Here is a 16,441-nt window from a genome sequence, read left to right on the forward strand (position 1 = left end):
TCTAATCTGACCTGCATGGGTTTTCTCAAGCAGGACGCGCCCGTCGTCGACTACGCCGAATGGAGTAAGGGCACGCGCGCCGAGAGGATCGTGCCGATGGCCCGGCACTGGGCCGAGGTCGGCTTCGGCACCCCGGTCGTCATGCACCTCTTCTACGTGCTGAAGATTCTGTTGTACGTGCTGGGCGCGTGGCTGATCGTGCTCACGACCGCCGGGATAGACGGATTCACGAACGTCAGTAGTTGGTACGCCGAGCCGATCGTCTACCAGAAAGTCGTGCTCTACACGATGCTGTTCGAGGTCGTTGGTCTCGGCTGCGGATTCGGGCCGCTGAACAACCGCTTCTTCCCGCCGATGGGGTCCATCCTCTACTGGCTGCGGCCGAACACGATCCGGTTGCCACCCTGGCCCTCCCGGGTGCCGCTGACCTCCGGTGACACCCGCGGTCCGGTCGACGTGGCGCTCTACGCTGGGCTGCTGGTGATGCTCGTGGTCGCCCTGTTCTCCGACGGCTCCGGACCCATCCCCGAGCTCGGATCCGACATCGGGGTGCTGCCTGTCTGGCAGACGGTGGCGATCCTGTCGCTGCTGGCGCTCGCCGGCCTGCGCGACAAGGTGATCTTCCTCGCTGCCCGCGGCGAGGTCTACGGCGCGCTGGCGGTGTGCTTCCTGTTCAGTGGAGCCGACATCGTCCTGGCCGCCAAGCTCGTGTGCCTGGTGATCTGGATGGGTGCGGCGACGTCGAAACTCAACAAGCACTTCCCGTTCGTCATCTCCACGATGATGAGCAACAACCCGGTGATCCGGCCCCGCTCGATCAAGCGCAGATTCTTCGAGCATTTCCCCGACGACCTGCGTCCGGGCCGGGCCTCGCGCTGGCTGGCCCACTTCTCGACCGCCATCGAGATGTTGGTGCCGCTGGTGCTGTTCTTCTCCCACGGAGGCTGGGTCACCGCGATCGCCGCGGTCGTGATGCTGTGCTTCCACTTCGGCATCCTGTCGGCCATCCCGATGGGGGTGCCGCTGGAGTGGAACGTGTTCATGATGTTCAGTGTGCTGGCGTTGTTCGTCGGCAACGCCGGCATCGGTCTCGGTGACCTCAACAGCCCCTGGCCGCTGGTGCTGTTCGCGGTGTCGGCGGGCACGGTGGTGATCGGAAACCTGTTCCCGCGCAAGGTGTCCTTCCTGCCGGGTATGCGCTATTACGCCGGCAACTGGGACACCTCGCTGTGGTGCATCAAACCCTCGGCCGCGGTCAAGATCGACAACGGTCTCGTCGCCATTGCCAGCATGCCGGCCGCGCAGATGGAGAAGTTCTACGGCAGCAAGGAAACCGCCGAGATGTACCAGTACATGGGGTACGCCTTCCGGTCGTTCAACACCCACGGCCGCGCGATGTTCACGCTGGCGCACCGCCTGATGGCCGGTCACGACGAAGCCGACTACGTGCTCACCGACGGTGAACGGATCTGCAGCACCGCGATCGGATGGAACTTCGGCGACGGGCACATGCACAACGAGCAGCTGATCGCCGCGCTGCAGAAGCGTTGCCGATTCGAGCCCGGGGAGGTGCGGGTGCTGGTGCTCGACGCCCAGCCCATCCACAAACAGCGTCAGGAGTACCGGTTGGTCGACGCCGCGACCGGCGAGTTCGAGCGTGGCTATGTGATGGTCGCCGACATGGTCACGCGTCAGCCGTGGGACGACACGGTGCCGGTGCACGTGACGTGGTCGTCGTCGGTCAGCCCATGACGTCGCGCACCGGAACGCTTTCCAGCCCGGTGAGCAGCAACTCGCGTGAGGTGTCGAGGTGTTTGCGCCAGTGCGCCTCGGCGCGGTCGGCGTCGCCGGCGCGCAGGAACTGCAGCAGCTTGCGGTAGGACCGCATCAGTTTCTCGTAGTCGTCCCGCGACACCGGCCGGCGCTCGTTGAATACGAACGCGGTGTGCCGCACGGTGATCTCGTGGAGCATGCCGGCGACGATGCCCAGCGTCGCGTTGCCCGACAGCTGCACGACCCGCAGGTGGAACGCGCCGGTCGATTCGGCGAGACGGTCGGACTGGTGGTCCTCGGCCACCAGGCCGGCCAGCATCTGTTCGAGTTCGTCGAATGCCTCGGACGTGCCGGTCTCGGCGAGCAGCCGGGCCGCCATCGGCTCGATCGCCGACTTGGCGGTGAGCAGATCGGCGATCGTCGCGCCGGACAGTTCCAGCAGCAGGCCGGCCGGGCGGGCCACCACCTCGGGACCGGGCACCCGCACCCGCGCCCCGGTCCGCGAGCCACGCCGCACCTCGACCAGACGCTCGGACTCCAGGACCCGGACCGCTTCGCGCAACGTGGGTCTGCTGACGCCGAAGTGGGCCATCAACTCGGCTTCGTTGGGCAGGAAGTCACCGTCTTTGAGCTGGCCTTCCACGACCATGCGGCGCAGGGTCCCGGCGACCAGCTCGGCCGTCTTGGGGGACCGGACCGCGGTGCGGGACGCCACGGCGTCGGCGCCGATCATCGGGGCCAGGGGAGTGCTGCGTGCCACGGCACCCTCCTCCCGGTCGACTCCGCTGCCACAAAGCTGTGCAACTCAGTAAACCATGTGGGGCTGTTACCGGGCGGCATCGGACGGAACCGGCGGTCAGCCCCAGATACTGCCAGCGCGAGCGCGGGAAGGCTCAGCGGCGGGCGAACCCCTTGTTGCGCATCAGGAAGTCGGCCAGGTATCCGTCGTGCGGGATGTGCGGGGCCCCGTGGTGGGTCGCGACGGCGCCGCAGTAGAGATTGGTCACCGACGGCTCCCGGGCCAGGCTGTCGAGCAGCGTCTGGTCGGCGGTGATCGCGGTGACGACGAGGCTGTCGCGCAGCGGTGCCAGTCCGTTGTCGCGCGACCACCCCGCCACCCACACGCAGGGGAACGGCAGCTCCGTCCCGAGTGTCACCGGGTCCGGTGAGTCGAGCAGATGCACCGCGGGCCGCAACGCCGCGACGCCACCGCCCAGGTCGGCGACCACCTGCTCGGCGCCCAGGATGGGCTCTGCCGCGACCGCGCAGCGCGCCAGCCGGTCGGCGACTGCCCGGGCGTTGCCGATCGCCGACGTGGGAAGCGCCGCACGGGGGTCGGCGGCAGGGAGCACGGGCATCGCGCTGAGCCGTTCGGCGACCGCCCGCGCCAGCGGCCCGGCGTCGCCCTCGTACAGCACGGCGGTGGCGTTGACACACGCCGTGCCCGCCAGCGCCGCGACCGAGTCGACGATGACGTCGAGGTGGGCACGCCAGTCCTGCTCGGCGGTGACGAGGATCTTGGCGCGGCCGGGACCGTTGACGAACACCGTCGGGTCGTCGGCGTACCGGTCGGCGACATCCTGCCCGCCGTAGACCAGCGCGAGGTCGACCGCACGCACGAGGTCGTCGGCACCGGTGTGTCCGGTCGGCAGACAGCCGGCGTCGACGTCCCGGAATCCGGCCGCCCGCAGCGCGCTCACGAGCCGGTGGGCGGTCAGGGGTTCGCGCCGCGAGGGCCGCACCGCCACGCGGTAGCCCAGCGCCAGGGCCTGCGGCCACAGTCCGTGCACACCGGGAGCGTTGCCCGGGGCGTGCACACCGAGCACCTCGCCGCGCCGCGCCCAGATCGCGCCCTCGCTCTGGTGGCGCCAGTCCAGTTCGGTTCGGGCGGGCCGCGCCGCGCGCACCGCGTCGAAGGTCGTCGCCACCGCCGACGCGACGGCGCGGGCACCGGTCTCGACCACGGCGATCGGCAATCCGGTGATGCGGCAGGTGAGCTCGACGTAGTCGGTGAAGTCCAGCCCGGCGAGCGTGGCCGAGGTGAACAGCTCGGCCGCGCGGTCCAACGCTGCGGCGCGTTCGCTGACGGGCAACGGCGCGGCTCGTCGCTGCGCGGCGACCGTTCGGGTGACGTACAGCCGCGGCGCCACCGACGTCTCGAGCACCGGAGCTCCGCCGGTGTCGGTGACGACCTCGCGCGCCCGGGTGCGGTAGACGCCCTCCGGCCCGAGCGCATCCAGATTGAGTGCGGCAGGGGCTGCAGCCATGGTCAGTACACGCCCTCGATCACCGGCTCGCCGTCGAACACCGCCACCGGCGCGACCTCGGCCAGCGAGTCACCGATCTGGCCGTCCGGGCCGGGCATCCGCAGTGCGGTGTCGCGTTCGAGGTTGTTGGGGATGAACATGCCCTTGCTGATGTGGTGCATCACCACCTGCCCGCGCTCGCCGTAGCCGACCCGCTCACCGGAGGCGGGGTCGACGACCCAGAACACCACGTAGGGCGAGCGGGGATCGAAGATCGCTGTGTCGCCGTCAATACGGGTGGCGGCCTGAGACAGGATCATGGTGCTGCCGAAGGCGATGGAGATGGCCGCGGCGGGGAAGACTGCGCGGAACAGGTCCATGGTGTCGGCATCCACGTGCGCGCCGCTGAGCAGGATGAAGCGGATGCGCCGGCGCACCAGATCGGTCAGTTCCGCGTCGGTGGCGAGGGCCTCCAGCAGCGGCGGGGTGGCGTGCAGGTTCGTCACCCGTTGCGAGCGCAGGATGTGGCGAGCCTGGTCGAGCACGTGTGACACGTAGTCGCCGACCACGGCGGCCGAGCGTCGGTCGGGGCGCGCCGCCAGGCGTTTCACCCAGCGCGGATCGAGGTCGACGGTGTGGCACGGCGCCCCGAGCCGCTCGGCCACGGCGCGGTCGAAATAGCCGACGCCGTGCGGTCCGCCCGGCACCAGTGCCAGCAATCCGGCGTCGGCGACGAAGCCGCCGGCGCTGAAATCCTCGACCTGCCAGCGGGTGACCTGCTCCACCCAGTCCGGCAGCTGTGCGGTGCGCTTCGGCGCACCGGTGGTGCCGCCGGACTCGAACACCTTCGGCACCGGGGCGGGGCACCCGTAGCCGCGGGGGATGAGTTCCTCGACGGCGGCGTCGCGCAACCGGTCGACGAGGGCGGGGAACCGGGCGAGGTCGTCGTAGCCGCGCACCTCGACACGCGGATCGAAATCCAGGGTCTCGGCGATGCGCAGCCAGAACGGTGACCCGGTGTCCGCGCTGAAATGCCAGTCCAGCGCCGCGCGCAGGTACGCCCCCGGCTCGGGTGCGGTCGCTGTCGGGACGTCGAGCACCGGGTCGTGACGTGCGGCTGGGAACGCCATCGGCTCATCGTGTCCCAGCTGCGGGTGCGCGCCGGCGGACCGTCGGTGAGCGTCCGCTGTCCGGCCGGTGAATTCCCGGCGGAGCGGGCAGGCGCTCACGGGGTTGGTCGGGATCGGGGACGAGACGGCTGCGCCGCGTGGAAGGCTGGCTGCATGCCGCAGGAGCTCACCGCCGAGGACGCCGCCGCCCGCATCGATCGCCGCGACACGCTGGGCATTCCGCTCGGACCCGGCCAACCGCCCGGATTCCTGCGCGCGCTGGGCGAGCGGACCGACTGGGCCGATCTGCGCGTCTACGGGGCGCTGCTGGCGGTGAGCACCGAACTCTTCGGCCGCTCCGGCGTGCACTACCAGTCGGGGTTCTACGGCCCGCTGGAGCGGGCGCTGCGCGACTCGGGCGCCGACATCGAGTTCACCCCGGCGGACTTCCGCCGCTTCGGGCCGCTGCTGCAACGCCAGTGCCCCCGCGTGATGACGACGGTCGCCGCCGCCCCCGACGCCGACGGATGGTGCTCGCTGGCGCTGCACGCCGGCGGCACGACCGGCGAGCTACGGCGCGCCGGAGCCGACCCGGACCGGTTGCTGATCGTCGAGGCGTCCGACGGCTATCCGCGCACGTTCGGGCACGGCGACCATCGGCATGCGCTGCACGTCGACGAGATCGACATCCTGATCCGCTCCTCGGAGAGCCCGCTCGAACTCCCCGAACCGGAGCCGTCGGATGCCGACCGGGCGATCGCCGAGCACGCCGTCGCGTTCATCCGGCCCGGCTCCACGCTGCAGACCGGCATCGGCTCGATTCCCAGTCAGATCGCGACCCTGCTGGCAGACGGGGACGGCGGCGGCTACGGCCTGCACAGTGAGATGTTCACCGACGGCTGCATGCGGCTGCACCGGGCGGGCAAGGTCACCAACGACGAGAAGGGGATCTTCGACGGGGTCAGCGTCACGACGTTCGCGTTCGGATCGGCGGAGCTCTACACGTGGCTGGACGGCAACGCCGATGTGGCGTTCCTGCCGGTCGAGATCGTCAACGCGCCCGAGATCATCGCGGCCAACCACACCATGGTGTCCATCAACGGCGCGCTCGCGATCGACCTCCACGGCCAGGTCGTCGCCGACACCGTCGCCGGGAACCAATTCAGCGGGATCGGGGGCGCCGAGGACTTCGTGGCCGGGGTCGGGCTCGAGCTGACCGACCGCTCGCTGATCTGCCTGCCGTCCACGTACGACAAGGACGGCGAGCTCGTGTCGCGGATCATGCCGTGGTTCGGTCCCGGCGCCGTCGTCACGACGCCCCGCCACCACGTCGACGTCATCGTCACCGAGTACGGGGTCGCCGAGCTGGAAGGCAAGACGGTGCGGCAACGCGGTCACGCGCTGGCCGAGATCGCCCACCCGAGGTTCCGCGACGAACTGGCCGAGGCGGCCGACCGCGCCGCCGCCGGCCGCTCGCCGGTGCGCTGAGTTACCGAATCCGCCTACCAACCAGTAGGTTGACCTAGTAAACCTTGTTCGTTTACGTTCGGGGTACCACATTTTTCGAAGGAGATCTTCCATGGCTGAAGCCGTCATCGTCGAGGCTGTCCGCTCACCCGTCGGCAAGCGCAACGGTGGCCTGTCGGGCGTGCATCCTGCCGATCTGTCCGCGCAGGTGCTCAACGGCCTCGTCCAGCGGGCCGGCGTCGACCCTGCGCTGGTCGACGACGTCATCTGGGGCTGCGTCATGCAGGCCGGTGAGCAGGCGCTCGACATCGGGCGCACCGCGCTGCTGACGGCAGGCTGGCCCGAGACCGTGCCGGGCGTGACCGTCGACCGTCAGTGCGGGTCCAGCCAGCAGTCGGTGCACTTCGCCGCCGCCGGGGTGGTGGCCGGGCACTACGACGTCGTCGTCGCCGGTGGCGTCGAGTCGATGTCGCGCACGCCGATGGGTTCGTCGCTCGCCAACGGCGGAAATCCGTACCCGGGTGCCTTCAAGGACCGCTACAGCCAGACCCCCAACCAGGGCCTCGGCGCCGAGATGATCGCCGAGCAGTGGGGCCTGTCGCGCACCCAACTCGACCAATTCTCCCTCGACTCGCATGAAAAGGCCGGGGCCGCACAGGATGCCGGCGCCTTCGACGACCAGATCGTCGCCATCAAGGATGCCGAGGGCAACACCGTCCTGAAGGACGAGGGCATCCGTCGCGGCACCACGCTGGAGAAGATGGGCCAGCTCAAGCCGGCGTTCAAGGAGGACGGCGTGATCCACGCCGGCAACTCGTCGCAGATCTCCGACGGTTCGGCCGCGCTGCTGTTCATGTCGGCCGAGAAGGCCAAGGAACTCGGCCTCAAGCCGCTGGCCAAGGTGCACACCGCGGTCCTGGCCGGTGCCGACCCGGTGATCATGCTGACCGCGCCGATCCCGGCGACGCAGAAGGCGCTCAAGCGGTCGGGCCTGTCGCTCGACCAGATCGGCGCCTTCGAGGTCAACGAGGCGTTCGCGCCGGTGCCGATGGCCTGGCTGAAGGACATCGGTGCCGACGAGAAGAAGCTCAACCCCAACGGCGGCGCCATCGCGTTGGGTCACCCGCTGGGTGGGTCCGGCGCCCGCATCATGACCACGCTGCTGTATCACATGCGCGACAACGGAATCCAGTACGGTCTGCAGACCATGTGCGAAGGCGGCGGCCAGGCCAACGCCACCATCCTGGAACTGCTGTGACGCAGGACAGTCCCGGCGCTCTGGTCGAGCGCCGGGGCAACGTCATGGTCATCACGATCAACCGGCCCGAGGCGCGCAACGCGATCAACTCGGCGGTCAGTATCGCGCTCGGGGGCGCGCTCGAGGAAGCGCAGCAGGATCCTGAGGTGTGGGTGGTGGTGGTCACCGGCTCCGGTGACAAGTCCTTCTGTGCGGGAGCCGATCTCAAGGCGCTGTCCCGGGGCGAGAACATCGGGCACCCCGACCAGCCCAAGTGGGGCTTCGCCGGCTACGTCCGGCATTTCATCGACAAGCCGACCATCGCCGCGGTCAACGGCACCGCACTCGGCGGCGGCACCGAACTGGCGCTCGCCAGTGACCTGGTCGTCGCCGGCGAGAGCGCGAAATTCGGCCTGCCCGAGGTGAAGCGGGGTCTGATCGCTGCCGCCGGCGGGGTTTTCCGCCTGGTCGACCAGGTGCCGCGCAAGGTGGCACTGCAGATGATGTTCACCGGTGAACCCATCACTGCCGGCGACGCGCTGAAGTGGGGCCTGATCAACGAGGTCGTCCCTGACGGAACGGAGTTGGAGGCCGCGCTGGCGCTGGCGCAGCGCATCACCGTCAACGCCCCGCTGGCCGTTCAGGCCAGCAAGCGCGTCGCGGTGGGTGCCGACGACGCCGTCGTCGCTGCCGACGAACCCGGGTGGAAACGCACGATGCGCGAGGTGGCGGTGGTCTTCAACTCCGAGGACGCCAAAGAAGGGCCGTTGGCATTCGCGCAGAAGCGCGAGCCGGTCTGGAAAGCCAAGTAGGCGCAGTAAGCCTTACAAGCGAAGGAAACTCATGAAGCGAACGATCTACGAGGCCGAGCACGAGGCGTTCCGCGACACCGTCCGGGGCTACATCGACAGCGAGCTGGTGCCCAACGCCGAGAAGTGGGAGGCCGACCGCATCGTCGACCGGTCAGCCTACGTGGCCGCAGGCAAGCACGGGCTCATCGGATTCAACATGCCCGAGGAGTACGGCGGCGGAGGCACCGACGACTTCCGGTTCAACGCGATCATCGACGAGGAGATCGCCAAGTCCGGCGTTCCGGCGCCGGCGCTGAGCCTGCACAACGACGTCGTCGGCCCGTACTTCAAGGACCTGTCCAACGACGAGCAGAAGCAGCGCTGGCTGCCCGGTATCGCCAGCGGCGAGACCATCATCGCCATCGCGATGACCGAGCCCGGGGCGGGCAGCGATCTGGCCGGTATCCGCACCTCGGCCGTGCGCGACGGAGACGACTGGATTGTCAACGGCTCCAAGACGTTCATCTCGTCGGGCATCAACAGCGACCTCGTCGTCGTGGTGGCCCGCACCGACCCCGAGGCCGGGCACAAGGGCTTCACACTGCTGGTGGTCGAGCGGGACATGCCGGGCTTCACCAGGGGGCGCAAGCTCGAGAAGATGGGCCTGCACGCCCAGGACACCTCCGAGCTGCATTTCGAGAACGTGCGGGTGCCGGGCGCCAACGTGCTGGGCAAGGAGGGCCGCGGCTTCTACCACCTGATGCAGAACCTGCCGTCGGAGCGGTTGTCGATCGCGATCTCCGCGATCGCCGGGGCTCGCGAAACCTGGCGTCAGACAGTGCAATACGCCAAGGACCGCAAGGCATTCGGCCAACCGATCGGCAGCTTCCAGCACAACCGGTTCCTGCTGGCCGAGATGGACACCGAGCTCGAGGTCACCGAGACCTACCTCGACCGCTGCCTGCAGGGCGTCGTCGACGGTGAACTCACCGCCGTGGAGGCGGCCAAGGCCAAGTGGTGGGGCACCGAGGTCGCCAAGAAGGTCGTCGACCAGTGCGTGCAGTTGCACGGCGGCTACGGCTACATGATGGAGTACCGGGTCGCCCGCGACTACGTCGACGGACGCATCCAGACCATCTTCGGCGGCACCACCGAGATCATGAAGGAGATCATCGGCCGGGACCTGGGCCTGTAGCCGGACGATTCCACAGCGAACGGGGCGCGCACAGCACTGCTGTGCGCGCCCCGTCCTTGCTGGGTTCTGCCGGCCCGCTGAGTTACTACGGCGCCTCGGCGGCCGGGGTCGGCGTCGGAGCGCTCTCCGCCGGCAGCGGGGTCGACGGAGCCGTCGTCTCCGTCGTCTCGGTCGAGGTCGTCTCGGTCGAGGTGGTCTCGCTCGACGTGGTCGGCTCCGGGGTGATCGGCGCCGGAGCGTCGGCCGGGTTCAGCACCTGGTCGATGATGTAGATGCGGGCGTTCTGCGCGGTGATGCCGCCGCACTCCACCTTGGTCGTCTCGTTGACCGCGATGTCGCCGCCGGAGCCGGTCACCTCGACCTCGGTGCCCTCCTGGGTGGGGCGCTGACCCTTGACGTCGTCGGGGCCCAGCAGGCCCAGGAACGCGTGGTAGTACACCAGGCTGGTCAACACGGCCGGATCGGTGCGCAGCACCTCGAGCTGCTCGGGAGGCAGCGCCGCGAACGCCTCGTTGGTGGGGGCGAACACCACGTACGGGCCGTTGTCGAGCACGCCGGTGATGTCGACCGCCGGGTTCAGCCCGCCGGAGATGGCGGAGTTGAAGGTGCTGATCTGCGGGATGCTGGCCAGCGCGCTGCTGACCGGCAGGTTCGCCAGGCTCTTCCAGTTGGGCAGCGCTTCCTTGAAGGCACCGCACTCGGGGCCCTGAGGATCGGGGATCTCCGCGACCGGGGTGGTCGGCTCAGCGTAGGCGGTGACAGCCAGCGGAACCGACAGCGCGATCGCGGCGGCGCTCGCTACGACACCGATGGTCTTGCTGGTGCGGGACTTCACGATTCTGTTCCTCCTGCTTGTCAGGTCGCCTGGCATGGTAAGGGCACGAAATGATCACGGCCAAGTCGAGGCAGCGCCGCAGAACGCGGTAGCGGTCCGTGTTCAGCACGTTGACCTGCGTGTTCCACCGGTCGAGGGTGCGACAGCTCCGTCGCACCTCCTTGTTCATCGCGCCGCGGACACGGCGGCGTTACCGACGGCTGTTCTCAGCCGTCCACGCGAAACTCAGACCGTCGAGCCCAGACTCGGGCGACCCGAGATGCAGATCTGTTCCGAGAGCTCCCACAGTTCCAACGCGCGGGCTTCGTCCACCGCGTACGGGGCGGCCGCGGCGATCTGGCAGTCCGACAGGTACACCCCGCCGACGTCGTCGAGGTCGCTGCTGACGGCGGCCCACACCTGGGTCGCGGCCCCGCGGTCGGGGGTGGTGAAGTCCTTCGTCACATCCAGGCGCCGCGCCGGCTTGTCCCGGCCGGTTCGGGGCACCCGGTTGAGGCTCTCGAAATCCTCGGCGGTCATGTGCCGGGCCAGCGACGTCGCGACGATGCCCGGATGCACCGCGAAGGCCCGCACCCCGCTGTCGCGCAACCGGCGGTCCAGCTCGACCGCGTGCAGCACGTTGGCGGTCTTGGAGGCGCCGTAGGCGGCGAACTTGTCGTACGGACGGTGTTCCCAGTGCAGGTCGGTGACGTCGACGTCACCCATGCGGTGTCCCTCCGAGGACAGCACGACCACTCGGGCGCCGTCGGCGGCCAGCAGCACCGGCAACAGCGCGCGGGTCAGCTCGAAGTGACCCAGGTGGTTGGTGCCGAACTGGGTTTCGAAGCCGTCGACGGTGCGCCCGAACGGGGTGAACATCACCCCGGCGTTGTTCATCAGGACGTGCACCGCGGGGGTGAGGTCCTGGATCGCCGCGGCTGCCGCGGTCACCGACGCCAACGAGGTCAGATCGAGGTGCACGCTGGACAGCTCGGCGGCAGGAACCGACGTGCGCACCCAGGTCAGGGTGTCGGCGACGTCGTCGGCGTTGCGCGCAGCCAGGATCACGTGCGCCCCGGCGGCGGCCAGCGCCCGTGTCGACTCGCGTCCGAGACCGGACGACGCCCCGGTCACCACACAGGTCTTGCCGGTGAGGTCGACACCGTCGACCACCTCAAGAGCGGTCGCTGTTGAAGTCATCAGGCGAGGATCGCACGGACCGTCGGCGGTTCCCCCCGGCGGGGCCGTCCGATCGCCGCCCATACGATGGCGGCCATGCCGCAGCCGCTCATCCTGTCCGTCGCCGGACGCCGCCCCCAGCTGGACCCCGAGAGCTGGGCGGCCCCCAACGCCACCCTCGTGGGCCACGTGATCCTCGGGGCCCGTGCCAGCGCCTGGTACGGCGCGATCCTGCGGGCCGAGGCCGAACCCATCGAGATCGGCGCCGGCAGCAACATCCAGGACGGGGTCACCATTCACGTCGACCCCGGATTCCCGGCCCGCGTCGGGTCCGGAGTCAGCGTCGGACACAACGCGGTGCTGCACGGCTGCACCGTCGAGGACGACTGCCTGATCGGGATGGGCGCCGTCGTCCTCAACGGTGCGACGATCGGCGCCGGATCGCTGGTGGCGGCGGGAGCCGTCGTGCCCCAGGGCGCGGTGGTGCCGCCCGGTTCGATGGTCGCCGGGGTGCCCGGCAAGGTCCGGCGCGAACTCAGCGACGACGAGATCGCCGGAATCCGGACCAATGCGGAGCTCTACCAGAAGCTGGTCGAGCTCCACCGTGACGCGGATGACACCTGATCCGACGTAGGTCACACCCGGGTTCTGTTCTGAGGGGTTCGGGTACAGCCGTACCGTGAAAGCTGTGCGCACCTTGGTCACCGGCGCCACCGGGTACATCGGCTCCCGTCTCGTCACGGCGTTGCTCAGCGACGGCCATGACGTGGTCGCCGCCAGCCGCAACCCCGACCGGCTCGCCGACTTCGGTTGGTCCGACCGCGTCTCGACGGTCGCGCTGGACGCCCACGACGAGGACTCCGCCCGGGCCGCGTTCGATCAGGCCGGGCCGATCGACGTCGTCTACTACCTGGTGCACGGCATCGGGCAGCCCGGTTTCCGGGAGGCCGACAACCGGGCCGCCGCGAACGTCGCCACCGCGGCCAAGGCCGCCGGAGTCCGTCGCATCGTCTATCTCGGCGGGTTCGTGCCCGACGACGACTCGCTGTCCGAGCATCTCACCAGCCGCGCCGAGGTGGCGGCCGCGCTGCACGTCGACGGCGGACCCGACGTGGTGTGGCTCGGCGCCGCGATCGTCATCGGCGCAGGTTCGACGTCGTTCGAGATGCTGCGCTACGTCGCCGACCGGTTCCTGCTGCTGCCCATGCCCGACTGGTCGGCCAACCCCATCGACCCGATCTCGGTGCGCGACGCGCTCTACTACCTGGTCGCCGCGGCCGACGCCGACACCGTGCCGGCCGGGAACTACGACATCTGCGGGCCCGAGACCACGACCTACGGGGACCTGCTGCGGACCTACGCGAAGGCTGCCGGCATCTGGCGCACCCCGGTGGCGGTGCACGGCATCGACACCGGGCTGGTCTCGAAGGTGACCGGCATCATCCTGCCCGTGCCCGGCGGCCTGGCCGGTGACCTCGTGGAGTCCCTCGACTACCCGATGATGGCCTCCGAGGACGGTCTGCTCGAACGGGTGCCCGAGCCGCCCGGCGGGCGGATCGGCGTCGAGGACGCCATCCGGCGGTCGGTGACGAGCCCGCGCCGGCGTCCCGTCGACGAGCTGGCCGACCCGCACCACCTCGCCGACACCGATCCCGACTGGGCCGGCGGCGACGCGTTGCGGCTGCGGCGCCTGGCCTGTGCGGTGACGCCGTCGCTGGTGCACCCGGTCCTCGGGTTGATCGACGAGATCCCCGGCCCCGTCGCCGCGGCCGTGCGCACCGGCGTGGACACGATGCTCGGGCTGGTACCGAAGGTCGGGCCGGCGTGACCCAGGACGACCGCTCCGGACTGCCCGGCGAGCTGTACGACATCGCCCGCACGAAGGCGCCCCAGTACAACGAGCCTCCGGCGGTGATCAGGCGCCGCAAGATCATGGTCGGAGTCGTCCTGCTGGTCGGCGGATCGCTGCTGGGGTATTCGCTGAGCCGTCCACCCGAGGACGCGACATTCATCTGGCTCACGCTGGCCCTGGCCGCCGTGTGGGCCCTCGGCGCGTTCGTCTCGGGTCCGCTGCACCTCGGGCACGTCAACTTCCGCGGCCGCAACCAGCGTCCCCTGATCACCGGTACCGGGGTCGGGCTGGCGCTGGGGGCGGTGTTCGTCGTCGGCGGGCTGGTGTGCCGGCAGATTCCTCCGGTGGCCGACTACATCACCCGGGTGCTGGAGTACTCCAACGTCGGCCCGCTGTGGCTGGTCGTCTTCATCACGGTCGTCAACGGAATGGCCGAAGAGCTGTTCTTCCGCGGGTCACTGTTCACCGCGTTGGCCAAGTACCGGCCCGTGCTGGTCTCCACCGTGCTCTACGTGATCGCCACGGGCGCCGCGACCGGCAACCCGATGCTCGGCTTTGCGGCGATCATCCTGGGCACGGTGTGCGCGCTCGAGCGCCGTGCGACCGGCGGCGTGCTCGCACCGATGCTGACCCACTTCTTCTGGGGCCTGATCATGGTGCTCGCCCTGCCCCCGATGTTCGGGGTGTGAACCGCGATCCCACGGCTAGAACCGCGCCCGGGCCAGGAAACGCTGCAGGGCAGCTGGTTCGCCGTCGACCTGAAGGCCGTCGGCCGGGCGGCGACCCCACAGCAGCAACAACAGATCCGACGCGGTGGCGGTCACGGTGACGTCGGCGCCCAGGCTCCCACGTGTCAGCTCGGCCGCGCCGTCCCCGACGCGGATGGTCCAGTCGGTGCCGACATCGGAGGCACACAACCCGACGGTCTGCGCCGGACCGGCCAGGTCGGGTGAGAGGCCGGGCAGAACCTCGTCGAGGAACTCGTCGACCCCGTCGGCGGCGATGCACTGTTCGATCGGCTCGTCGGCCGCGACGGCGGACAGGGCGTCCCAACCATGCACCGCGGTCTCCTGAGCCACTCTGCGACAGATGAATCCCACGTCGTGCCGACGCCCCCACGTCCAGGCGGGCCGTTCTGGATCCAGACCGGCCAAGGCGTCGACCGCGGTCTCCGCGCCCGTGCGAAACCACGCCAGCAGTTGGTCGTCGGTGGGACGGCCAGGTTCGGTCCACTCCTGCGGCCCGGACAGTTCGCCACGGGCGACCAGCTGCCAGAACAGCTGGACGACGCCCACATGCCAGACCAGATCGGCAACGTGCCAACCGGGGCAGCTGGGCACCGTCTCGGTGAGCCGCCCCTGAGCCGCAAGGGCGATGCGGTAGCTGTCGCGTCGCACGGACACGAGGTGATCAACGGGTTTCATGGCTCGGGCATGGTATCGCCGGCGATCGAGGGGGCGACGTCGATGTCACTGCGCTGCGGTCATGTTCGGCGTCTACGTCAGCGGATGGGCGAGCTCGTCGCGCCGCATCTTCGCCGCCCAGACCGCCACCGCCGCCAACACCATCGGCGCCAGCCCCGCCGCCAGGAAGATGGTCTGCATCGAGACGACGGTCGACAGCGGGCCGGCGATCGCGAACGACACAGGCAGGAACGCCAGCGACACGAAGAAGTCCAGGCTCGACACCCGGCCCAGCATCGCCGCGGGTACCCGGCGCATGAGCAGCGTCCCCCAGATCACCATGCCGGCGCCGTCGGTGAGCCCGACGACGAACGTGGCCGCAGCCATCGCCGGAAACGACGATGTGACACCGATGATCGCCAGCGGCGCCGAACCGAGGCCCCACGCCGCCATCATCACCGTCAGGTAGCGGCGGGGCAGCGGTCGTGACGACACCGCGACCGCGCCGAGCGCGCTGCCCATCCCGAAGCAGGCCAGGATCAATCCGAAGGCGCGCTCGCCGTGCACGAATCGCTCGGACACGACGAACGGCAGCAGCACCTCGATCGGGCCGAGGACGACGAGCACGAACACGCTGGCGAACAGCAGCGTCCACAACAGCCACGGGGTGCCCGCCACGAAGCTGAACCCGTCCCGCAGATCGCGCAGCAGATGCGGTCGATCCTGTTCTGCGACAACGGCTCGCAAGCTCGGTCGGGTCGCCACCAACAGTGCCAGACCCGCACCGAACAGAACCGCCACAGCCACCGCGCCCAGCGCCGGGAACGTCGCACCCACCAGCAGGCCGGCGACGGCCGGCCCGACAGCGCGCTGGAACACCGGCCGCACCACCCCTTCGACACCGTTGGCGGCCAGCAGGTGATCGGCCGGCAGGATCCGGGGCAGCAGTGCGCTGTAGGCGGGGAAGAAGAACGCCGCGGCCACGCCGAGAGCGCCGGCGGCCACCGCCATGTGCCAGATCTGCAGTGTGCCAGTACTTCCCAGCACAGCAACGGCGGTGGCGATCACGGTGTTGACCGCTTCGACCACGATGATGATCGTGCGTTGGTTGAACCGGTCGGCGGCCAGTCCGCCCACCAGCACGAAGGCGACCAGCCCGGTGCCCAGGCACGTGGCGACCAGCGACAGCGACCTCGGATCGTCGTCCAGCGCGATCACCTGAAAGGCCATCACCACCGCCCACATGCCCTCGGCGAAGATCGACAGCGTCACCGCGGCCATCAGCAGCCGGTACTCGCGGAACCTGAAGGGTGCGACCACCCGCCAGCCGGCGGCGTGCGCCGGCTGTTGAACCGTCTCGGGTGTGTTCACGCCC

15 protein-coding genes are annotated in these 16,441 nt (G+C 69.6%); 8 read left to right on the forward strand and 7 right to left on the reverse strand.

The features are described 5' to 3' along the window. Window positions 1-15 precede the first annotated feature (15 nt). Window positions 16-1,752, forward strand: a complete 1,737-nt coding sequence (locus ACEWX3_RS08205; RefSeq protein WP_221362288.1) for a DUF3556 domain-containing protein — start codon at window positions 16-18, stop codon at window positions 1,750-1,752. Here the strand turns inward: ACEWX3_RS08205 and ACEWX3_RS08210 are convergent. The 3 genes from ACEWX3_RS08210 to ACEWX3_RS08220 form a co-directional block, all read right to left on the reverse strand. Further along, window positions 1,742-2,533: a FadR/GntR family transcriptional regulator gene (locus tag ACEWX3_RS08210; RefSeq protein ID WP_207068346.1), complete on the reverse strand. Its 792-nt coding sequence runs from the start codon at window positions 2,531-2,533 to the stop codon at window positions 1,742-1,744. The two genes, ACEWX3_RS08205 and ACEWX3_RS08210, sit on opposite strands and share 11 nt — an antisense overlap. A 133-nt stretch (window positions 2,534-2,666) precedes the next feature. Continuing rightward, window positions 2,667-4,040: an aldehyde dehydrogenase family protein gene (locus tag ACEWX3_RS08215; protein ID WP_374159149.1), complete on the reverse strand. Its 1,374-nt coding sequence runs from the start codon at window positions 4,038-4,040 to the stop codon at window positions 2,667-2,669. Window positions 4,041-4,042: 2 nt separating this feature from the next. Then, the gene (locus ACEWX3_RS08220; protein WP_374159150.1) at window positions 4,043-5,149 is read right to left on the reverse strand and encodes an AMP-binding protein; all 1,107 of its coding nucleotides are present in this window, start codon (window positions 5,147-5,149) and stop codon (window positions 4,043-4,045) included. A 153-nt stretch (window positions 5,150-5,302) separates the two neighbouring features. Between ACEWX3_RS08220 and ACEWX3_RS08225 the strand changes: the two genes are divergently transcribed. From ACEWX3_RS08225 to ACEWX3_RS08240, 4 genes are all read left to right on the forward strand, one after another. Beyond that, on the forward strand, window positions 5,303-6,616 hold the full coding sequence (locus ACEWX3_RS08225; RefSeq protein ID WP_374159151.1) for an acetyl-CoA hydrolase/transferase family protein: 1,314 nt from the start codon (window positions 5,303-5,305) through the stop codon (window positions 6,614-6,616). Between the two features lie 91 nt (window positions 6,617-6,707). After that, complete coding sequence (locus tag ACEWX3_RS08230; protein WP_207068342.1) at window positions 6,708-7,853, forward strand: thiolase family protein; 1,146 nt, start codon at window positions 6,708-6,710, stop codon at window positions 7,851-7,853. After that, complete coding sequence (locus tag ACEWX3_RS08235) at window positions 7,850-8,644, forward strand: crotonase/enoyl-CoA hydratase family protein (RefSeq protein WP_374159152.1); 795 nt, start codon at window positions 7,850-7,852, stop codon at window positions 8,642-8,644. The genes ACEWX3_RS08230 and ACEWX3_RS08235 overlap by 4 nt, the downstream gene beginning before the upstream one ends. A 31-nt stretch (window positions 8,645-8,675) precedes the next feature. Next, window positions 8,676-9,818, forward strand: a complete 1,143-nt coding sequence (locus ACEWX3_RS08240) for an acyl-CoA dehydrogenase family protein (protein ID WP_207068340.1) — start codon at window positions 8,676-8,678, stop codon at window positions 9,816-9,818. A gap of 85 nt (window positions 9,819-9,903) precedes the next feature. Here ACEWX3_RS08240 and ACEWX3_RS08245 read toward each other — a convergent pair whose 3' ends face one another. Then, on the reverse strand, window positions 9,904-10,653 hold the full coding sequence (locus tag ACEWX3_RS08245; RefSeq protein ID WP_221362295.1) for a fasciclin domain-containing protein: 750 nt from the start codon (window positions 10,651-10,653) through the stop codon (window positions 9,904-9,906). A 225-nt stretch (window positions 10,654-10,878) separates the two neighbouring features. Next, window positions 10,879-11,832: an SDR family NAD(P)-dependent oxidoreductase gene (locus ACEWX3_RS08250; protein WP_374159153.1), complete on the reverse strand. Its 954-nt coding sequence runs from the start codon at window positions 11,830-11,832 to the stop codon at window positions 10,879-10,881. Window positions 11,833-11,907: 75 nt separating this feature from the next. Here ACEWX3_RS08250 and ACEWX3_RS08255 point away from each other — a divergent pair, with 75 nt between their 5' ends. The 3 genes from ACEWX3_RS08255 to ACEWX3_RS08265 are packed head-to-tail and all read left to right on the forward strand — an operon-like array spanning window position 11,908 to window position 14,352. Next, complete coding sequence (locus ACEWX3_RS08255) at window positions 11,908-12,435, forward strand: gamma carbonic anhydrase family protein (protein ID WP_152518265.1); 528 nt, start codon at window positions 11,908-11,910, stop codon at window positions 12,433-12,435. A 55-nt stretch (window positions 12,436-12,490) separates the two neighbouring features. Then, window positions 12,491-13,639: an NAD(P)H-binding protein gene (locus ACEWX3_RS08260; protein ID WP_374159154.1), complete on the forward strand. Its 1,149-nt coding sequence runs from the start codon at window positions 12,491-12,493 to the stop codon at window positions 13,637-13,639. After that, window positions 13,636-14,352: a CPBP family intramembrane glutamic endopeptidase gene (locus ACEWX3_RS08265; RefSeq protein ID WP_286183441.1), complete on the forward strand. Its 717-nt coding sequence runs from the start codon at window positions 13,636-13,638 to the stop codon at window positions 14,350-14,352. The genes ACEWX3_RS08260 and ACEWX3_RS08265 overlap by 4 nt, the downstream gene beginning before the upstream one ends. A gap of 15 nt (window positions 14,353-14,367) precedes the next feature. On the opposite strand, the gene ACEWX3_RS08270 is transcribed toward ACEWX3_RS08265, so the two are convergent. Further along, window positions 14,368-15,087, reverse strand: a complete 720-nt coding sequence (locus ACEWX3_RS08270; RefSeq protein WP_374159155.1) for a maleylpyruvate isomerase family mycothiol-dependent enzyme — start codon at window positions 15,085-15,087, stop codon at window positions 14,368-14,370. Between the two features lie 72 nt (window positions 15,088-15,159). Beyond that, complete coding sequence (tet(V), locus tag ACEWX3_RS08275) at window positions 15,160-16,437, reverse strand: tetracycline efflux MFS transporter Tet(V) (protein WP_374159156.1); 1,278 nt, start codon at window positions 16,435-16,437, stop codon at window positions 15,160-15,162. Window positions 16,438-16,441: the final 4 nt, after the last annotated feature.

The organism is Mycobacterium sp. G7A2 (assembly GCF_041902445.1).
Classification (GTDB): Bacteria; Actinomycetota; Actinomycetes; order Mycobacteriales; family Mycobacteriaceae; genus Mycobacterium.

Excerpts from the sequence above, each read along its gene's own strand:
- ACEWX3_RS08205 (WP_221362288.1), top strand. The coding sequence starts at position 16 with ATGGGTTTTCTCAAGCAGGACGCGCCCGTCGTCGACTACGCCGAATGG.
- ACEWX3_RS08215 (WP_374159149.1), bottom strand. The coding sequence starts at position 4,040 with ATGGCTGCAGCCCCTGCCGCACTCAATCTGGATGCGCTCGGGCCGGAG.
- ACEWX3_RS08220 (WP_374159150.1), bottom strand. The coding sequence starts at position 5,149 with ATGGCGTTCCCAGCCGCACGTCACGACCCGGTGCTCGACGTCCCGACA.
- ACEWX3_RS08225 (WP_374159151.1), top strand. The coding sequence starts at position 5,303 with ATGCCGCAGGAGCTCACCGCCGAGGACGCCGCCGCCCGCATCGATCGC.
- ACEWX3_RS08230 (WP_207068342.1), top strand. The coding sequence starts at position 6,708 with ATGGCTGAAGCCGTCATCGTCGAGGCTGTCCGCTCACCCGTCGGCAAG.
- ACEWX3_RS08240 (WP_207068340.1), top strand. The coding sequence starts at position 8,676 with ATGAAGCGAACGATCTACGAGGCCGAGCACGAGGCGTTCCGCGACACC.
- ACEWX3_RS08250 (WP_374159153.1), bottom strand. The coding sequence starts at position 11,832 with ATGACTTCAACAGCGACCGCTCTTGAGGTGGTCGACGGTGTCGACCTC.
- ACEWX3_RS08255 (WP_152518265.1), top strand. The coding sequence starts at position 11,908 with ATGCCGCAGCCGCTCATCCTGTCCGTCGCCGGACGCCGCCCCCAGCTG.
- ACEWX3_RS08270 (WP_374159155.1), bottom strand. The coding sequence starts at position 15,087 with ATGAAACCCGTTGATCACCTCGTGTCCGTGCGACGCGACAGCTACCGC.